We start from the raw sequence: 16,071 nt of genomic DNA, 5'->3' as shown, positions 1-16,071 counted from the left end.
AGAAAAGGTATCGAATACTGTAATGTATACCTAAACGTTGGGACATTACCACTCATAACTGAGTAATATGTCAAATAATTAGGACAACAGCTGTTTGATAGTGAGTGGCGCATCCGTTACTTCTAATCGCTGCGCCGCTGTCAGTCCTTGTTTATCCTGATAGCACAAATTATGCCAAGCTCTGAAAATATCTAAAAGAGGCAAAAGCCCCCCAGGTCTCAATTTGCGACGTGGCTCGTTGATGAAGCTCTCAAATAACAATTGAAAACGGTTTTGATAAAACTGAATATGCTTCGTCGTTGCAATGTTGAACCACGATTCAGGGGTATTTCTGTCCCCTGCTAAATAGCAAATGCCTTTGTGTGCGCTGTTTTGAGATGAAATAGCCCAACGATCCCGCCACCAGCTCATATATGCAATATCTACTTTGCCAAATGGTGCCGACATGTCCCATTCTGGATCTTCTTCTACGTATAAAAGATCAACATTTTTTTGTTGAATACGTGATAGACAAACGCTCAACGCTGCAGAGCGGAGCAGTGGGTCTTGTGGCATGTAGATAGACACGCGTTTTTCTGAGCTACACATATCCAAAACGTGGAGATAATGTGCGTAAGACGTATAAGGAGGCCTGATCAATGCCCCTTTGGATGGGTAATGGAATACTGAGAAATTACCAAGAGGATCTTCCACATTGCCTCTCGCCAAAATGGTTTGGTATTTTTGGTCGATACGTTCACGTAGCTTTGTTGAAGGCTCTGGTAGTGCTTCGCTGGCCTCTGCTGTGTAATCTTGAGACACAAAACGTGAAATGTCTTCGTAAGGGTTATGATCAATAGAGCCAACAGGCTCTTCATTCGAGGAATAGTTTACGTGTTGACACAGGATGTACCCCGAGTGCGCTTCCCCTGAAACGATCCAATAAACGCCATTGTTGCTTTGTGGCTGAAGAGAGACAAAGTTAGAGGCAAGTTCATAGTGGTCAGCATGATTGACCCAGCGAGCGTCAATAGTCGCAAGCTTACGGCGACAACGACTAGCAATATGATCAACATGATCGTAGAACGTTTTTGGGTTGATACTGAGCTTACGGCAGATTTCACGTACGGAATAACCTGTAAACAACAAACCCATCAGGTTTTCTTGAAACTGTAGCTTCTTGTTAGCACCAGACCATTTATCTACAAAGGTGCTTTGGCATTCTTTACAACGGTAACGCTGACGATCGCCGCTGTAGCCAAAAGCATGGTAAAGGTGTTTGTGGGTGTGGACTGAAAGTCCGAAGTTGTCACATTCATCGTTGCGACATGCAGGCAAGCCATCACTGTGTACGTGACGAAGACGATGAAGTTCATTCACTACATCGCGATTGTTAAGTAAGGGGGGGAAAGCTCCACATTCACGGCAGACCATCGCCGGACGTTTAGGGTTAGCATGTTGCAACACATAACGTTTTGCATCACTCAATCCAAAGTTGTCACACGCCAATGTTTTACAAAAGTTGAGTTGTAACCCATCTGCGTCTTTTGGCAGTTCGCCGTTAGACACAATCGCCCCCTCGGGATAATTCAGGCAGCCGGTCAGGCCCCGGCTGCAAATTACTACTTAAGTATTTCTTAGATGTTGATTGCTGTTTCTAGAGCAACTTTCATCATGTCGTTGAACGACTTTTGACGCTCTTCAGAGCTTAGTTTTTCACCACGGATGATGTGGTCAGAAACTGTTAGGATAGTTAGAGCTTTCGCACCTAGGTCTGCAGCTACGCCGTAGATACCTGCTGCTTCCATATCTACACCTAGGATGCCAAGTTTTTCCATCTTCTCGAAGATGTCAGCTTCTGGTGTGTAGAATAGGTCTGCAGAGAATACGTTACCTACTTTAACTGGTACTTCTTGAGCACGCGCTTGGTTAACAGCTTCTTCTAGAAGGCCGTAATCAGCGATTGCTGCGAAATCGTGGTTGTTGAAACGGATACGGTTAACTTTTGAGTCTGTAGAAGCACCCATACCGATAACAACGTCCATTAGTTTAACATCGTCACGTACTGCACCACAGCTGCCTACGCGGATAACGTTTTTCACGCCGTACTCAGCGATTAGCTCGTGTACGTAGATGCAGCAAGATGGGATACCCATACCGTGACCCATAACAGACACTTTCTTGCCTTTGTATGTGCCAGTAAAGCCGAACATGTTGCGAACGTCACAAACTTGTTTTACATCTTCCAGGAAAGTTTCTGCGATGTATTTAGCGCGCAACGGGTCGCCTGGCATTAGAACTGTTTCAGCGAAATCACCTGGTTGTGCGTTAATGTGTGGGGTTGCCATAAGTGCTCTCCAAAGTCTTGTTCTGATAAATCGCCTTTATTATAGAAGGCTATTACCAATTCTGTTGAACTTGTTCGTTTTCGTTGGGGTAATAATATCGGGACACGCAATACACCCTTGAGAGATAAGTCACAAAATCATGGGTTTTAGTGTTCAATTATTCTGTTGATAACTAAATCTGTTGAAAGCAAAAAGGCAATCGATTTGCTTTTGAGCAGTTTGTCGATTGCGCGCACAAAATCTCGGCTTTAACCACAAAAATTTTTCTTCAAAGTTTCTGATCGATATTCGAGGAGAGTGAGTAAAACGATTAAATTGTACAATTTATTTTCTTGTACAATTTAAATTGACTTGCTATAAGTTATACAACAAAACATTTTGTATAGGATGCTTCGTTATGGAATCTTCAATCAAAGTCGGTATCAGTTCTTGTGTACTTGGACAACGAGTACGTTTCGATTCAGGACATAAAATCAGCAACTTCGTAACGAAGGAATTAGACGGCTACTTCAGCTTTGTGCCAGTTTGCCCTGAAGTAGGTGTAGGCATGTCGGTACCTCGCCCTACTATTCGTTTAGTGAGTAACGAAGAACGAATCGCCTTAGTTGAGACTAAAAATCCAGACAACGACCACACAGACAACATGCTCGCTTATTCAGAAAATAAAGTGAACGAACTACAAGGTGAGCAGCTGTGCGGTTACATCGTTTGCGCTAAGTCGCCGACTTGCGGCATGGAACGTGTAAAGGTGTACAGCAAAAACAACGCGGCAAAAGAAGGTGTTGGCTTGTACACCAAAACGTTAATAGAAAAAATGCCGTGGTTACCAGTAGAAGAAGACGGTCGCCTCAACGATCCGGTACTGAAAGAAAACTTTATTACTCGCGTTTACTGTTTGAATGATTTTTATGAGTCGATGGATGGAGAGCCAACCCGCGGTAAAATTATCGAGTTTCACTCGCGCTACAAGCTGACGCTGATGGCGCATCACCCCGAATCGTACCGTTCTCTTGGGCGCTTAGTGGCCGATGTGGCGAACTATGAAATTGAAGAGTTCTATAACGAATATCGCCTAGGTTTGATGAAAGCACTACAAAACCGCGCGAGCCGTAAAAACAACACCAACGTGTTGATGCATTTACAAGGTTACTTTAAGCGTTCACTGAACAGTGATGAAAAAGCAGAACTAGCGACAGTGATCAGTGATTACCGTACTGGTTTGTTACCATTACTTGCCCCGTTAACGTTAATTAAGCACTATCTCAACGCATACCCAGATGCGTACTTACAAAAACAGAAATACCTAGAACCATACCCACAGGAGATGAGACTTCGTTATGGATTGTAGCCAGGAAGAAAAACTATACGCGATTCGAGATGTATCTGAGTTAACGGGTGTAAAGCCCGTTACTCTGCGCGCTTGGCAAAGACGCTATAACTTGATTCAACCGCAAAGAACGGAAAAAGGGCATCGTTTATACCGCCAACAGGATCTGGACGTAATCCGAGAGATTCAGGGGTGGCTAGCGAAAGGCGTTGCTATCGGTAAGGTGAAAGGGCTACTGGGACAAGAATCAGACGTTGATGTGACAACAGAGAACCAACGCCTAGAAGAAGTTGAAGTGATGCTGAAAGCTTTGTCGGAGCTTAATCGTGGCAAAACAGAAACGCTCTTATCTAACGTATTAAAAGAGTACCCACTTAATATTGTGATTGAACAGCTGATAAATCCAGTATTTGAAGCATTAGATTTAGTGAAGGTCTCGCTGCGTTCACTACAACTTGGTTTGTTCCAAACCTGTTTGATTACTCGTCTCGCGCTAGTGGTTGATTCAGAGAATAAAGCTGCATCAAAAGGAAAATGTCTATTGATAAGCTTTGAACAAGCACGGGAATCAGAAAGTTGGGTACAAGCCGCAATACTGTGCGAGCAGGGCTATCACATTACTTTGATCGATAAAGTCGAAGACGTGTCTGGTTTGGTTGATCACGACGTGCTGTCTCGTTACAAGTTCATTCACTTCTTTTCTAACAAAGCATTGCCTATTAAGCAGGTGGAAGCGTTAACCATGCTGCAAACACAGCTTCCAGAAAAAGTGCAGTTCTCGGAAGTGATAGAAAAGCTGCACTTTGCTGCCTAAAAATACCCTAGTAAGGAGACGACATGATCCTGGTTTGGTTTCGACGTGACCTAAGAACGTTAGACCACACAGCGCTTAAGGCTGCTCTTGATTCTGGGCAGCCTGTTGTTGCCGGTTTTGTTGCAACGCCAGAGCAATGGCAAGAACACCACATGGCACCCATGCAGGCGGACCTTATTGCAAGACGTTTGGTGCATCTTGAAGAAGAGCTAACAGAGCTTAATATCCCACTTCTGTATAAAGAAGTACCCAAATTTTCTGACGTGACTGAGGTCATCAAGGGTTGGGCAATATCATTGAACGCAGAAAGCGTCATGGCGAACATCCATTACGAGGTCAATGAACAAGCGCTAGACCGAGAGGTTTCAGAGGTTCTTGCTAAAAGCGACGTCACGTTCGAAGCTTTCCACGACAAATGTATTCATGCGCCAACCACGGTGTTAAACAAGCAGGGTGACTACTTTAAAGTCTTCACTCCTTTTAAACGTGCTTGGCTGGCGAAGTTCCAAATGCCGATGGTGTGGAAACCAGAACCGCAATTAAAGCTATCTGATGATGCACTTAAGCCAGTTGAAACTGATCGCTATCATGCTGATGTGGCTTTTTCTTATTCACGTGACTCAAGTGAGCAATGGCACGTCTCGACCGGAGAGATCCTCAACCGATTAAGAGAATTTGCTCGAGTGCGCAGTGATGCCTATAAAGCGGAAAGAGATCTTCCTGCTGTTGATGGAACCAGCCAACTATCTCCCTACCTTGCGATTGGTGCGTTATCGCCAAGACAATGTATCGCTAGGCTTTATGCTGAGAGTCCTCATTCTGAGCTTACTGAAGGTAAAGCAACATGGTTGAGCGAAATCATCTGGCGAGAGTTCTACCAGCACTTATTAGTGTTTGAACCAAAGCTAGTAAAAGGAAAAGGCTTTATTCCCTGGGAAGATAAGATTGAATGGTCTTATGATGAAACGGCGTTCGAGCGTTGGAAAAAGGGAACGACTGGCTATCCTATCGTTGACGCTGCCATGCGACAACTCAATGAGACGGGCTGGATGCACAACCGCCTACGCATGATAGTGGCAAGCTTCTTAACTAAAGATCTTCATATCGATTGGCGTTGGGGGGAGGCGTACTTTATGAGTAAGCTGGTGGATGGAGACTTTGCTGCCAACAATGGAGGTTGGCAATGGTCGGCATCTACGGGGTGCGATGGGCAACCTTACTTCCGTATTTTTAACCCAATCAGTCAGGGCGAGAAGTTTGACTCTGATGGCACATTTGTTCGCCATTGGGTGCCGGAAATTAAAGAAGTGCCAAATAAGTTTATTCATAACCCTTGGCTATGGAGCAGTTTTAATTTACTGGATTATCACAAGCCGATGGTTGATCACAAGGTAGAAAGAGAGATAACCTTACGGCTCTTTAAAAACGCCAAGGAATAGAGAGAGATGCCTAGTAAGAAGCGTCTGATGTGTGTCGCTAAACGAACCCTATTGTCTGTATCGTTGTCTTTGGTGAGTGGCTTATCATTCGCAAAGATGTACGAATTGCCGGAAGACGGGGCGAGAGTGATTGGTCGCATGGAGAACCATGTGGTCGAACAGGGCGAAACCATGGCGAACATTGCTAAGCAATATGATGTTGGTATGCTGGCGTTAATGGCAGCCAACAAAGGCGTAGACCCTTTTTTACCAAGAGAAGGGCACGTACTTACAATACCTACTCAGCTCATTCTGCCTGACGTTCCTCACGATGGCATTGTTATTAACCTTGCTGAACTGCGCCTCTACTATTTTCCGCCAAAGGAAAGTGTGGTTCATGTTTTTCCGGTTGGTATTGGTCGAATAGGTCGTGATACGCCCGAAATGACAACGAGTATCAGTCAGAAGCGTCCCAACCCTACTTGGACACCACCTTCTTCCATCCGCGCAGAATATAAAGCGAAGGGCATTGACCTCCCAGCCGTTGTACCTGCTGGACCGGATAACCCGTTAGGTATGTTTGCATTGCGCTTGGCGTATGGTCATGGAGAGTACTTGATCCACGGTACTAACAAAGATTTTGGTATTGGTATGCGCGTTAGTGCGGGTTGCATTCGAATGGACCCTAATGACATCGAATGGTTGTTCGACAAGGTGCGCCGTGGTGAAAAAGTGAAGATCATCAACCAACCGGTAAAAGTAGCACTTGAACCAGACCGCAGTGTATTTGTTGAGGCACATGAACCATTAACTCGCAGTAATGGCGAAAAAGATCACCTACAAATTCCACAAGCGTTGGATTGGTGGTTGGATGAATACGGGATGACGAACGCGAAAGCAAAAGCAGCGATTGCTGCGCAGAATGGTGTACCTGTAGAAATAACCGCGCCTTAACAAACGTTAAAGCGCGGAATCACATCTTACTTAGTGTAAGACTGAGCGATGTTGTCGATACGCTCGTTAGCACGTGCAGCTTCTTCTTGTGCTGCCATAGCTGCTTCACCAGATTTTTGAACGTTAGATTGAAGCGCTTGAACGTCTTGGCTTAGCTGGCTAACTTGGTTGCTTAGTTCGTCTAGTTTTGCTGCGTTAGCTGTTGCTGCATCATCAGATGAAGCACAACCTGCTAGTAGAAGTACTGAAGTTGCAGCAGCTGCGATCAACGTTTTGTTCATGTTAAGAACTCCTTGCTTATAGTTGAATTTACGCTCTATACATTCTCTGTCATATAGTCGCGAATTAAAATGTATGAACATTTTATCAGTACATGATGTAGCAAAAGTCAAAAAAATCCAAGAATTTCATAGGCTACTGAAATAGTGCTCTGACTCTCCACTTACATTGGTAAGTATCTACTCTCACTAGAAGCTCTGCTTCACTTCACTCAGTCAGCATTTTTGCTACTTTCCTGATATCAATAATTTAGACGATATTGACACAAATGAAAGTATTGCGATTGAAACTTTTGTTTTTCTTTTTCATTTATATTGTGTGATCTCTATCTATACTCCTATGATTTGCGGTATTATAGAGGGCTTTTATTTTTTGCTGCGTTAGAGCGGAAATGACACGAAGAAAGCGCTCAGACGATGACTATTTATTGGAGAATACTTTGCAATTTAAAGATCTAGGCCTAGACAACCGATTGTTGAAGAACCTAAAACACTACGATTTCAAAAAAGCGACTGACATTCAAAAGCAGGCGATCCCTGTGGCGATTGCAGGCAAGGATCTATTGGCATCTTCGAAAACGGGTTCGGGTAAGACTTTGGCGTTTGTATTGCCGATGCTTCATAAGTCATTAAAGACGAAGTCGTTTTCAGCGAAAGACCCGCGAGCAGTGATCCTCGCACCAACGCGTGAGCTAGCAAAGCAGGTATATGGTGAACTGCGTTCAATGTTGGCCGGCTTGACGTATGATGCAGCTTTGATTCTTGGCGGTGAAAACTTTAACGATCAAGTTAAAGCGCTGCGTCGTTACCCAAAATTCATCGTAGCAACGCCAGGACGTTTAGCTGACCACTTGGAGCACCGTTCACTTTATTTAGATGGTTTAGAAACCCTCATTCTTGATGAAGCTGACCGAATGCTAGATCTTGGTTTTGCGCCAGAATTGCGTCGTATCCACAACGCAGCTAAGCACCGTCGTCGTCAGACATTGATGTTCTCTGCAACTCTTGATCACGCAGAAGTGAACGGTATCGCTTCTGAGATGTTGAATGCACCAAAACGCATTGCCGTTGGTGTATCAAACGAAGAGCACAAGGACATCACTCAGAAGTTCTACTTGTGCGATCACTTGGATCACAAAGAAGCGATTCTAGAGCGTGTGCTTGAAGAAGCAGAATACCGTCAGGTAATCATCTTTACAGCAACGCGTGATGACACTGAGCGCCTGACTGAAAAACTGAATGAAAAGAAACTTAAAGCGATCGCGCTAAGCGGCAATTTAAACCAGACTCAGCGCAACACCATCATGAGTCAGTTTGAGCGTGCAGTATTTAAGATTCTGGTAACGACAGACGTCGCTTCTCGTGGCCTAGATATCGCTACAGTGACACACGTAATCAACTTTGATATGCCTAAGCATACCGAAGAGTACGTTCACCGTGTTGGTCGTACAGGTCGTGCGGGTAACAAAGGTGATGCTATTTCATTGGTTGGTCCTAAAGACTGGGATAGCTTCAAGCGTGTAGAAACTTACTTACAACAAGATTTGAGTTTCTCTGTATTTGAGGATTTAAAAGGTAAATTCAAAGGCCTGAAACCTCGTAAGCCAGATTTCCGTAACAAGAAAGCGGCTCCAAAGAAAGCGCGTCCTCAAGCGAAGAAAACGGCGAAGAAGCCAGCTAAGCGAGATAAAGGTTTCTACCAAAACGTGGCGGTGGGTGATAACGTATTTATCCCTAAGAAAAAGCCAGCGGAGCCAAGTGCTGAGGATTAATCTTTACCGTATTGCTTAATTGAAATGTTAGGAAAATCCGAGTTTTCAAGCTCGGATTTTTTGTATCTGCCTCTTTTTGTTTACTAACAATGAACGTGTGTTCAAGAGTCTTTGATTTTTCTAAACGGAATTCTTGCTTAGCATGGTTGGAGTGAAGAGGAGAATCAAAGTGCAGCAAGACGAACGATGGTCACAAGAAAAGCAATGGTTAGAACAAGTTGATATGAGTCTAACAGACAAACAGTGTCACGCATTGGGGTGGCAAAGGTGCAGTGTTTTGACCGAAATGTTGTCATTTCTGTGTATGGCATTAGTTAGTTGCACCTTGGTGCTGGTTCGAGGAGGTTCCCATGATCACTGAAGAATCTCAAATGGGCGAATTGATTAAGTCGGTTGTGGTGTCCTCGCTTTATTTTGTTGGGTTTCTTGCTCTACTTTGGGTTGTGACGAGTCACTTTTTTTAGTTTATCTATCTTCCTTGAGTCACTTACTTAAGAAGAAAAGCTACTTTCGTCACCTTGTCGGGTGGCGTTTTCATTTCTAAATTCTTCATTGCATAACAATAGATGACTTATCTAACAATAGACTTCTCTCACAGTGGATTCATCCATGATGTAAACGTTTGGCATAATGAAAACCGATAAAAATATCACGAAAACATGTAAATGATAATTGATCTCATTTTTGTTTAAAGGCAGAATACGCGGCATAATATTAATCCTATAAATAGTTGTGTCATTTATATGAAATTCTGTCATGTTTTTTTGGGGCTCTTGGTGACCTCTTTGCCCAGTGTGGCCGCGGATAACTTTGATTGGCTGAGAGACGATTCCAGACAAGATGAGCGAGTCCTTTCTTACCTCAAACAACAAAACCAAAAGACAGAAGAGTTTCAGCAGAGTTATGCAACCATCACTGAAAGCTTACTTCTTCAATGGGAAACCATGTCGGGTGAGAAAGGTGATAAGCCTTGGGTGATTAAAAATGGACAAGAATGGAACCTAGTACGTCGACAGGGCAACTTCGCTTTGCTGTCACGAGCAGATAAAAATACGCAAGAGAATGTGGTTTATGATTTCTCCTTGCGCCAAGCAGAGCATCAGTATTTCCAAATTGGTCAATGGCATGTTCAAGCTAATTCGTTACTGTTTACTGAAGACATTGATGGCAGCGAGCAATACCGTGCAGTGTTGGTAGACCTTAAGCATGACAAAGCGCTTGATCTGATCAACAACGTAGATAATGGGGTTCTGCTCTCACCAAATGGCAAGTTTGCTTTCGTCGTATCAAAGGAAGCAAAAACACAACGTCCTTACCAAGTCGTGCGAATCAACACTCAGACCAATGAGCAGAAAATAATTTGGCAAGAGGAAAAGACTGATTGGCTGATGTCTTTCTATCCAGCAGCCGATGCTCGTTTCGCTCTTGTGCAAAGCAACAATGAATCGACCACCGAGCAAAAGATCCTGAACCTTGATTCTGGAGAGCTAACGGCTTCGTTACGTAAACCAGAATCCGGTGTGGAGTACTATGCGGATGTTGCTCAAGGCAAAGTCTTCATCAACAGTAATCATAATGGCCGGTTTAACCTGTTTGAAACCGAGATGTCTGAGCAAGATGCGAACACCGTGGAGTCTGATTGGAAGCCTTTCTTAGAATCAGAAGACGGAGTTGAGCAATTTTACTTGTATGACGCGGGACTTGTGGCATTAAGCAAGCAAGGCAACAGCTCGACAATCTCAGTGTATTCTTATGATGGTAAGGCGAAGAAAGCGACCCCTCTAGAGCCTGAAGGTCGCGTTGCTTGGTTAAGTACACTTGGAGACTACAGCTCTAACAAAATCCGCATTCGCAGTATGTCGATGACGACACCTCCATTGTGGGAAGAGTTTGATGTAAAAACACTAACGAAGACCAGCTTATCTCAAGACGTTTACCAAGGTTTTTCCAGCCAAGATTATGTTTCTAAACGCATTATGGTTGAAAGCCATGGTGTTCAAGTACCGGTGTCTCTTGCGTACCGTAAAGACAAACTGAGTGATAACGCTCCTGTCGTTCTGTACGGCTATGGAGCTTATGGCTTTACCATGAAGCCTTACTTCATGCCTCAAACCGTGAGCTTACTTGACCAAGGTGTTATCTACGCGATAGCGCATGTTCGTGGTGGTGGTTTCTTTGGTGCTGACTGGCACGCTCAAGGTCGAGGTGTTCTTAAAGCTAACTCCATCAGTGATTTCACGTCTGCGGCACAAGCACTCAAACACTTTGATGGTGGTGAACGTGATGTCTACGCGATTGGCTCTAGCGCTGGTGGTACTTTGGTTGCTGGCTCTATCAATCAAGACCCAGACTTGTTTGCTGGCGTGGTGATGAAGGTTCCGTTTGTGGATGTCGTTGCCAGTATGTCAGATACGTCACTACCGCTAACTGCGCAGCAATACGGGGAATGGGGGAATCCGACTCTCCCAGAACAACTCAAAGCTATGCAAGCTTATGATCCTATTCTCAATATCCACAAAGTCGATTACCCACCCATGTTGGTTCAAGTCGGATTGAACGATCAACGCGTGCCTTATTGGGAAGGTGCAAAGTACCTTGCTCAAGTTTCGTCGACCAGTGAATCGACAGGTCCTTATTTGTTGCAAACGGACTTTAACTCTGGCCACCGCATGGACCCAAGGCAGGCAAGAGAGCAACAAGCAAAGGAATATGCATTTCTATTATCACTCATTAAAACATCTAAAGCGGAGCAGTAAATGAAGCTTACCCCAGTGTCAGCGGCAGTACTTTCGGTACTTGCTGCCAGTCAAGTACACGCCGAATCTAAGGTTTTCTCAATGGAAGAGGTGGTCGTAACTGCCAATAAAATCGATCAGCCATTGTCAAAAGTAGCAGGTAGTGTAGCGGTAATTACGAATGAGCAAGTCGAAGAGCGTGGTGAAACAGAGCTCTATGATGTGCTGCGTAATGAGCCTGGTGTAAGCGTAACTGGTGGTGCTGGTCGCCCTCAAAACATTACTATCCGCGGTATGACTGGCAATCGAATAGTTATCGTTCGTGACGGTATTCGTTCTGCAGATGGCTTTGGCGCGAATGACATTAATGATGCTGTTGGGCGAGATACCTTCGATTTATCTAATTTTGAATCGCTGCAAATCATTAAAGGGGCAAGTTCTTCGGTGCATGGCTCTGGCGCGATCGGCGGTGTGGTGATTTTAGAATCCAGTCAGCCGGGAGATTTCTTAAAAGACAAAGACTTCTACACCGATGTTTCCGGTACTTACACTGACATCAGTAATAAATACAAGGGTACGAGCAACCTAGCGTTTCGTTCGGGTGATACTGAGAGTTTGTTCAACGCTTCTTACTGGCAAGGCCAAGAAACGCGCAACTTTGATGAAGACTTATATGACCGTGACCTTGATGGTTACAGCGCCTCCTACACTCTCAATCACTTTTTCAGTGAAGAGTTAATGCTGAAAGCAAAAGCAGAACTTTACACACAGAACCAAGAGCGTTTGGAAGGTTCTCCTTCTATCCAACCAGATGGTATATGGCATATCGAAGATTTTGCTGAGGATGAAACCACAGAAGAGTACAGTGCTTACATTGGTGCAGAAGTAACACCGATTAACCCAACTTGGTTTGAAGAGTTGGATACCAAAGTATATTGGCGTCACACCGAAGTCGTAGAAGACACCAACCGCTTGATGCGCCAAGTCGATCATAATGGTTTGATCACCAAACGTCGCGAACTGGAACACAAAGTCTTTATTGACGAAACAATTGGTTTCCGTGGCGATCTCACCAATACAATTTACGCAGCCAATGCGGAGCATCAATTGGCATATGGCGTCGAGCTTTCTACCGACTACTATGAGCGAACGGATAGTGATTCCAAGATTGATTGGAATGGGGTGACGCCTTCGACCAAGCAACCTTTCGCTCCTGCTCGTGCTTACAACATTGGTTTGTACGTTAGAGACATGGTGGAACTGGATAAATGGACCATCACGGGCGGTCTGCGCTTTGATGCGCACCGTCTAACACCGGACGGTGAGGGGCAAGTCGGCGGCTTTCCTCTAAAAGACCTTAATAGTTCAGAATTGTCACCAAGCTTGTCGGTTTCTCGTGAAGTGTTCGCGAACAACATCGCTTACGTTTCTTACAACCACGGTTACCGCGCTCCAGAATACGACAAAGCGTACGGTTTCGTGAACCATGATTTCGTACCGCTAACGCCTTTTGTTATCGCACCGAACTTAGACCTAGAAGCGGAAACGTCGGACTCATTTGAAATTGGTAACAAGTTCGATAACGGTCGTGCGTATGTTTATGCCTCTGTGTTCTACAACAAGTTTGAAAACTTCATCGATGTTGTGACCACTGGCTTTGATTCAAGCACCGGGAATTACATCAAGCAGTACCAAAATCTTGATGGCGTAGAGACATATGGCGCAGAGCTCTCCGCTGGTTATGCACTCACTAAGCAATGGGACATCAGCACCAAGCTTGGCTACGTAGATGGTAAAGATGCGGAAGGTGAATACGTCCGCAGTATCACGCCATTCGAAGGTAACGCTCAATTGAAATACGCCAACCAAGACTTTAGTACTTACGTGACTTGGAACTGGGCTGCGGCAATGGATCGCGTTCCTGAATGTCAGACCATATTAGGTCTTGGTACAGAGTGTGCCCAGACAAGTGCGTGGAATACGTTTGATATTGGTGCCACTTACCACGTTTTCAAAGACCTTCGTGTAAGCGCGAACATCGTCAACCTGTTCAATAAAGAGTACATCCGTTACCAAGACGTGGCAGGTATTGCTGAAGAAAGTAAGCATTACTCAACCGAGCCAGGGCGCTACTTCACGTTGAATGCGAAATACGAATTCTAGGACGAAATTATGAAGTTAAAACCATTAGCGCTTTCGCTGCTTTTTGCCTGTGCCCCAGTGGTGCAGGCTGCTGAGTGGGATTACCCCTCAGTGGACTCTGTGGTGAGTAATGAAGCACAGGCGAAAATTTATCTAGATAATCATTACGCACAAGCGGGTGAGTTTAAGTTTCGCTATAAAACACAGTCTCAGCTTGGTGAGCATTATAACTTTGATGTTTGGATAAGTGGTGAATACCAACCTCAGCGAACTGCCGTGGTAACAACAGACAAAAATCATCACGTTGTGAGAGTGTTTAAGAGCTTTGAAGATACTGTCATCCGTAACGGCGTGCCAACAGTTGCAATGGAATTGGAATCGCCTCGCCAACTGCAAGCGCAAGAACCGCCAGCTTTGAGCTCCGGAAGTCTGGTTGATGTTGAGGTCTCTTTATTCACCCCAGATCTGCGTACCATGCAGCAACAAGCTGGGCCAGAATCGACGTGGTCAGCACTGTCAGACTACCCTCAGCCGATCGAATACGTAACAAAGTCGATTGAGGTTCTAAAGTCTGGCGGAAAGTTCTATCTGTCTAACCCAAGATTAAAGCAAGTGGATGCAACGGGCTTATTTTCAGCCCCAGCACCTGGCGAAGTGCCTGTACTTGATACGTTGGATTTTCTCAGAACAGAAGGGGTTCAAGCCTTTGACAGTGTTGATGAGATGCAAAGCACTAAGTTTGGTGACAATGCGTTTCCACAGTTGATGGCTTTTTATCACCTCGATAGCTCGCTCCAATATCTGACAAGCCTAACTTACGACTTGTTTGACGAACCGCTTCGTTTTGATGCTCGTGGTTTATCAAAAGATAACTCTACGTACTATTACGGTCCGAAAGCACTCATGCTAGGGGTAGGTGGTGTTTCTCCGGATGCAATCGATGCTGATGTTGTGATACATGAGCTTGGGCATGGCATTCATTATCAAATCGTACCGGACTGGGCATATGGTCATACTGGTGCTATCGCAGAAGGTTTTGCGGATTACTGGGCGGGCAGCGCAAGCTACCGTATTCAATATTCGGATGCATCGCGTCGTGGTCAAGAGTTCGAGCTAGATACGGTGTTCAACTGGGACGGCGTGTTCGGGACACGCAAAACGACTCGTAGTCTTTGGAACCAAAGAGCGCGCTACTTTGAGAGCGCAGAATACCCAGCTCATATTAGCGTTGGGGGAGAGAATGGTGATGAGTTGTGGTCAACGCCGCTTTTCCAAGCGCTTAAAGCATCGGTTGAACGATACGGTGATGGTACAGATAAGGTCTTCCGCGAGTTTGATGCCATCGTACTGGAAGGTATGTACGGTATTGGTCGCGGCGTGAAAATGCATGACCTTGCGGAATCGACAGTGTTTGCTGCAAGCACCTTATTCCCTGAGAAAGACTATGCCCAGTTCCTGATGAACAGCTTCAACAAACACAACTTGCTCAAGGCACCATTTCGTGTTCGCTATGACGCTCGATACATCGCACAAGACCAAAATGTGGGAGTTAACCTGAGCCAAACTGGCCGCGAAGCAAGCATCAAAGGGCAATGGCAGCTAAATAACGCATCCGTTTTCGATTTTGATGAAACGCTTTCTGACTCGACCTCAATGAAGGTGGCGTTACCAAGCGGTCTGACGTGTGGCACGCAGTTCGACTCTTCTATTTCATTGGATTACCAATTTAGTGAAGGTTTGAAAGCGCGCCAGTGGGAAGAAAATGTGAAGTTAGTTAACGGTACGCCAAAGCTAGACATTAAACCTCAATCAGTGAATACCGCGCTACCGGAGCAAGGTGACAGACTGTTTGCTCAAACGCTATCAGACAAGTCACATACGATTGATGATTCGTTTGCGGTTTACCTGAACATCGAACATGACTCATTGCAGGATTTGCAAGTAGCGCTTATCTCTCCGCAAGGTAAATCAGTGGTGCTACTCAACCATCAATCAAGCAATACCAATGGATTTAAAGGTTACTTTACAGCTCAGTATGATGAGGAGTTACAAGCTCTTGTCGGTCAACCGAGTTGGGGTACTTGGCGTCTTGAAGTGTCTGACCGCGTGTCAGGGAACTCCGGTGTATTGAAGGAGTGGGGGGTGAGTCACTTCGCTCAGTATCAGTGTAGTGCTGATACCACTAAAGGAAGCAGTAGTGGTGGTTCGGGTGGTAGTGGTTCACCTTTAGCCTTGCTAGGGCTGCTTCTGCTTTCAATGGTGAGAGTGATTCGCTCTCGTTAATCAAAATCAAAAGAAGATAAA

11 protein-coding genes are annotated in these 16,071 nt (G+C 44.9%); 8 read left to right on the top strand and 3 right to left on the bottom strand.

Annotated features, from left to right (window positions below):
- Nucleotides 1-78: 78 nt before the first annotated feature.
- The gene (locus tag BSZ04_RS02430; protein WP_010451034.1) at nt 79-1,548 is read right to left on the bottom strand and encodes a hypothetical protein; all 1,470 of its coding nucleotides are present in this window, start codon (nt 1,546-1,548) and stop codon (nt 79-81) included.
- A 68-nt stretch (nt 1,549-1,616) separates the two neighbouring features.
- Entirely contained in the window at nt 1,617-2,327 is a 711-nt protein-coding gene (gene deoD, locus BSZ04_RS02425; protein WP_005375140.1) for a purine-nucleoside phosphorylase, read from the bottom strand.
- A 397-nt stretch (nt 2,328-2,724) separates the two neighbouring features.
- Here deoD and BSZ04_RS02420 point away from each other — a divergent pair, with 397 nt between their 5' ends.
- Genes BSZ04_RS02420 through BSZ04_RS02405 form a run of 4 tightly spaced genes read left to right on the top strand, consistent with a single transcriptional unit; the run spans nt 2,725 to nt 6,840 of the window.
- Nucleotides 2,725-3,675, top strand: a complete 951-nt coding sequence (locus BSZ04_RS02420; protein WP_088879403.1) for a YbgA family protein — start codon at nt 2,725-2,727, stop codon at nt 3,673-3,675.
- A complete protein-coding gene (locus tag BSZ04_RS02415) occupies nt 3,665-4,468 on the top strand; it encodes a MerR family transcriptional regulator (protein ID WP_038887438.1) in 804 nt (267 codons plus the stop codon). The genes BSZ04_RS02420 and BSZ04_RS02415 overlap by 11 nt, the downstream gene beginning before the upstream one ends.
- Before the next feature lie 23 nt (nt 4,469-4,491).
- Nucleotides 4,492-5,907, top strand: a complete 1,416-nt coding sequence (gene phrB / locus BSZ04_RS02410) for a deoxyribodipyrimidine photo-lyase (protein WP_088879402.1) — start codon at nt 4,492-4,494, stop codon at nt 5,905-5,907.
- Nucleotides 5,908-5,913: 6 nt separating this feature from the next.
- Nucleotides 5,914-6,840 (top strand): L,D-transpeptidase family protein, encoded by a 927-nt coding sequence (locus BSZ04_RS02405; protein ID WP_081641259.1) that lies wholly within the window; start codon nt 5,914-5,916, stop codon nt 6,838-6,840.
- A 26-nt stretch (nt 6,841-6,866) separates the two neighbouring features.
- Here the strand turns inward: BSZ04_RS02405 and BSZ04_RS02400 are convergent, their stop codons facing one another.
- Entirely contained in the window at nt 6,867-7,121 is a 255-nt protein-coding gene (locus BSZ04_RS02400) for an Lpp/OprI family alanine-zipper lipoprotein (protein WP_010451046.1), read from the bottom strand.
- A 425-nt stretch (nt 7,122-7,546) separates the two neighbouring features.
- On the opposite strand from BSZ04_RS02400, the gene BSZ04_RS02395 reads away from it, so the two are divergent.
- From BSZ04_RS02395 to BSZ04_RS02375, 4 genes are all read left to right on the top strand, one after another.
- Nucleotides 7,547-8,890: a DEAD/DEAH box helicase gene (locus BSZ04_RS02395; RefSeq protein ID WP_010451048.1), complete on the top strand. Its 1,344-nt coding sequence runs from the start codon at nt 7,547-7,549 to the stop codon at nt 8,888-8,890.
- A gap of 743 nt (nt 8,891-9,633) precedes the next feature.
- Nucleotides 9,634-11,646, top strand: a complete 2,013-nt coding sequence (locus tag BSZ04_RS02385) for a prolyl oligopeptidase family serine peptidase (RefSeq protein WP_088879400.1) — start codon at nt 9,634-9,636, stop codon at nt 11,644-11,646.
- Nucleotides 11,647-13,788, top strand: coding sequence for a TonB-dependent hemoglobin/transferrin/lactoferrin family receptor (locus BSZ04_RS02380; RefSeq protein ID WP_088879399.1), 2,142 nt, complete (start codon nt 11,647-11,649; stop codon nt 13,786-13,788).
- Nucleotides 13,789-13,797: 9 nt separating this feature from the next.
- A complete protein-coding gene (locus BSZ04_RS02375) occupies nt 13,798-16,050 on the top strand; it encodes a proprotein convertase P-domain-containing protein (RefSeq protein WP_088879398.1) in 2,253 nt (750 codons plus the stop codon).
- Nucleotides 16,051-16,071: the final 21 nt, after the last annotated feature.

The sequence above is a fragment of the Vibrio rotiferianus genome (assembly GCF_002214395.1).
Taxonomy (GTDB): domain Bacteria; phylum Pseudomonadota; class Gammaproteobacteria; order Enterobacterales; family Vibrionaceae; genus Vibrio; species Vibrio rotiferianus.
The sequence above is the reverse complement of the archived record's forward strand: the minus strand, read 5'-3'. Positions and strand labels throughout refer to the sequence as shown.

Excerpts from the sequence above, each read along its gene's own strand:
- deoD (WP_005375140.1), bottom strand. The coding sequence starts at position 2,327 with ATGGCAACCCCACACATTAACGCACAACCAGGTGATTTCGCTGAAACA.
- BSZ04_RS02420 (WP_088879403.1), top strand. The coding sequence starts at position 2,725 with ATGGAATCTTCAATCAAAGTCGGTATCAGTTCTTGTGTACTTGGACAA.
- BSZ04_RS02415 (WP_038887438.1), top strand. The coding sequence starts at position 3,665 with ATGGATTGTAGCCAGGAAGAAAAACTATACGCGATTCGAGATGTATCT.
- phrB (WP_088879402.1), top strand. The coding sequence starts at position 4,492 with ATGATCCTGGTTTGGTTTCGACGTGACCTAAGAACGTTAGACCACACA.
- BSZ04_RS02405 (WP_081641259.1), top strand. The coding sequence starts at position 5,914 with ATGCCTAGTAAGAAGCGTCTGATGTGTGTCGCTAAACGAACCCTATTG.
- BSZ04_RS02400 (WP_010451046.1), bottom strand. The coding sequence starts at position 7,121 with ATGAACAAAACGTTGATCGCAGCTGCTGCAACTTCAGTACTTCTACTA.
- BSZ04_RS02385 (WP_088879400.1), top strand. The coding sequence starts at position 9,634 with ATGAAATTCTGTCATGTTTTTTTGGGGCTCTTGGTGACCTCTTTGCCC.
- BSZ04_RS02380 (WP_088879399.1), top strand. The coding sequence starts at position 11,647 with ATGAAGCTTACCCCAGTGTCAGCGGCAGTACTTTCGGTACTTGCTGCC.
- BSZ04_RS02375 (WP_088879398.1), top strand. The coding sequence starts at position 13,798 with ATGAAGTTAAAACCATTAGCGCTTTCGCTGCTTTTTGCCTGTGCCCCA.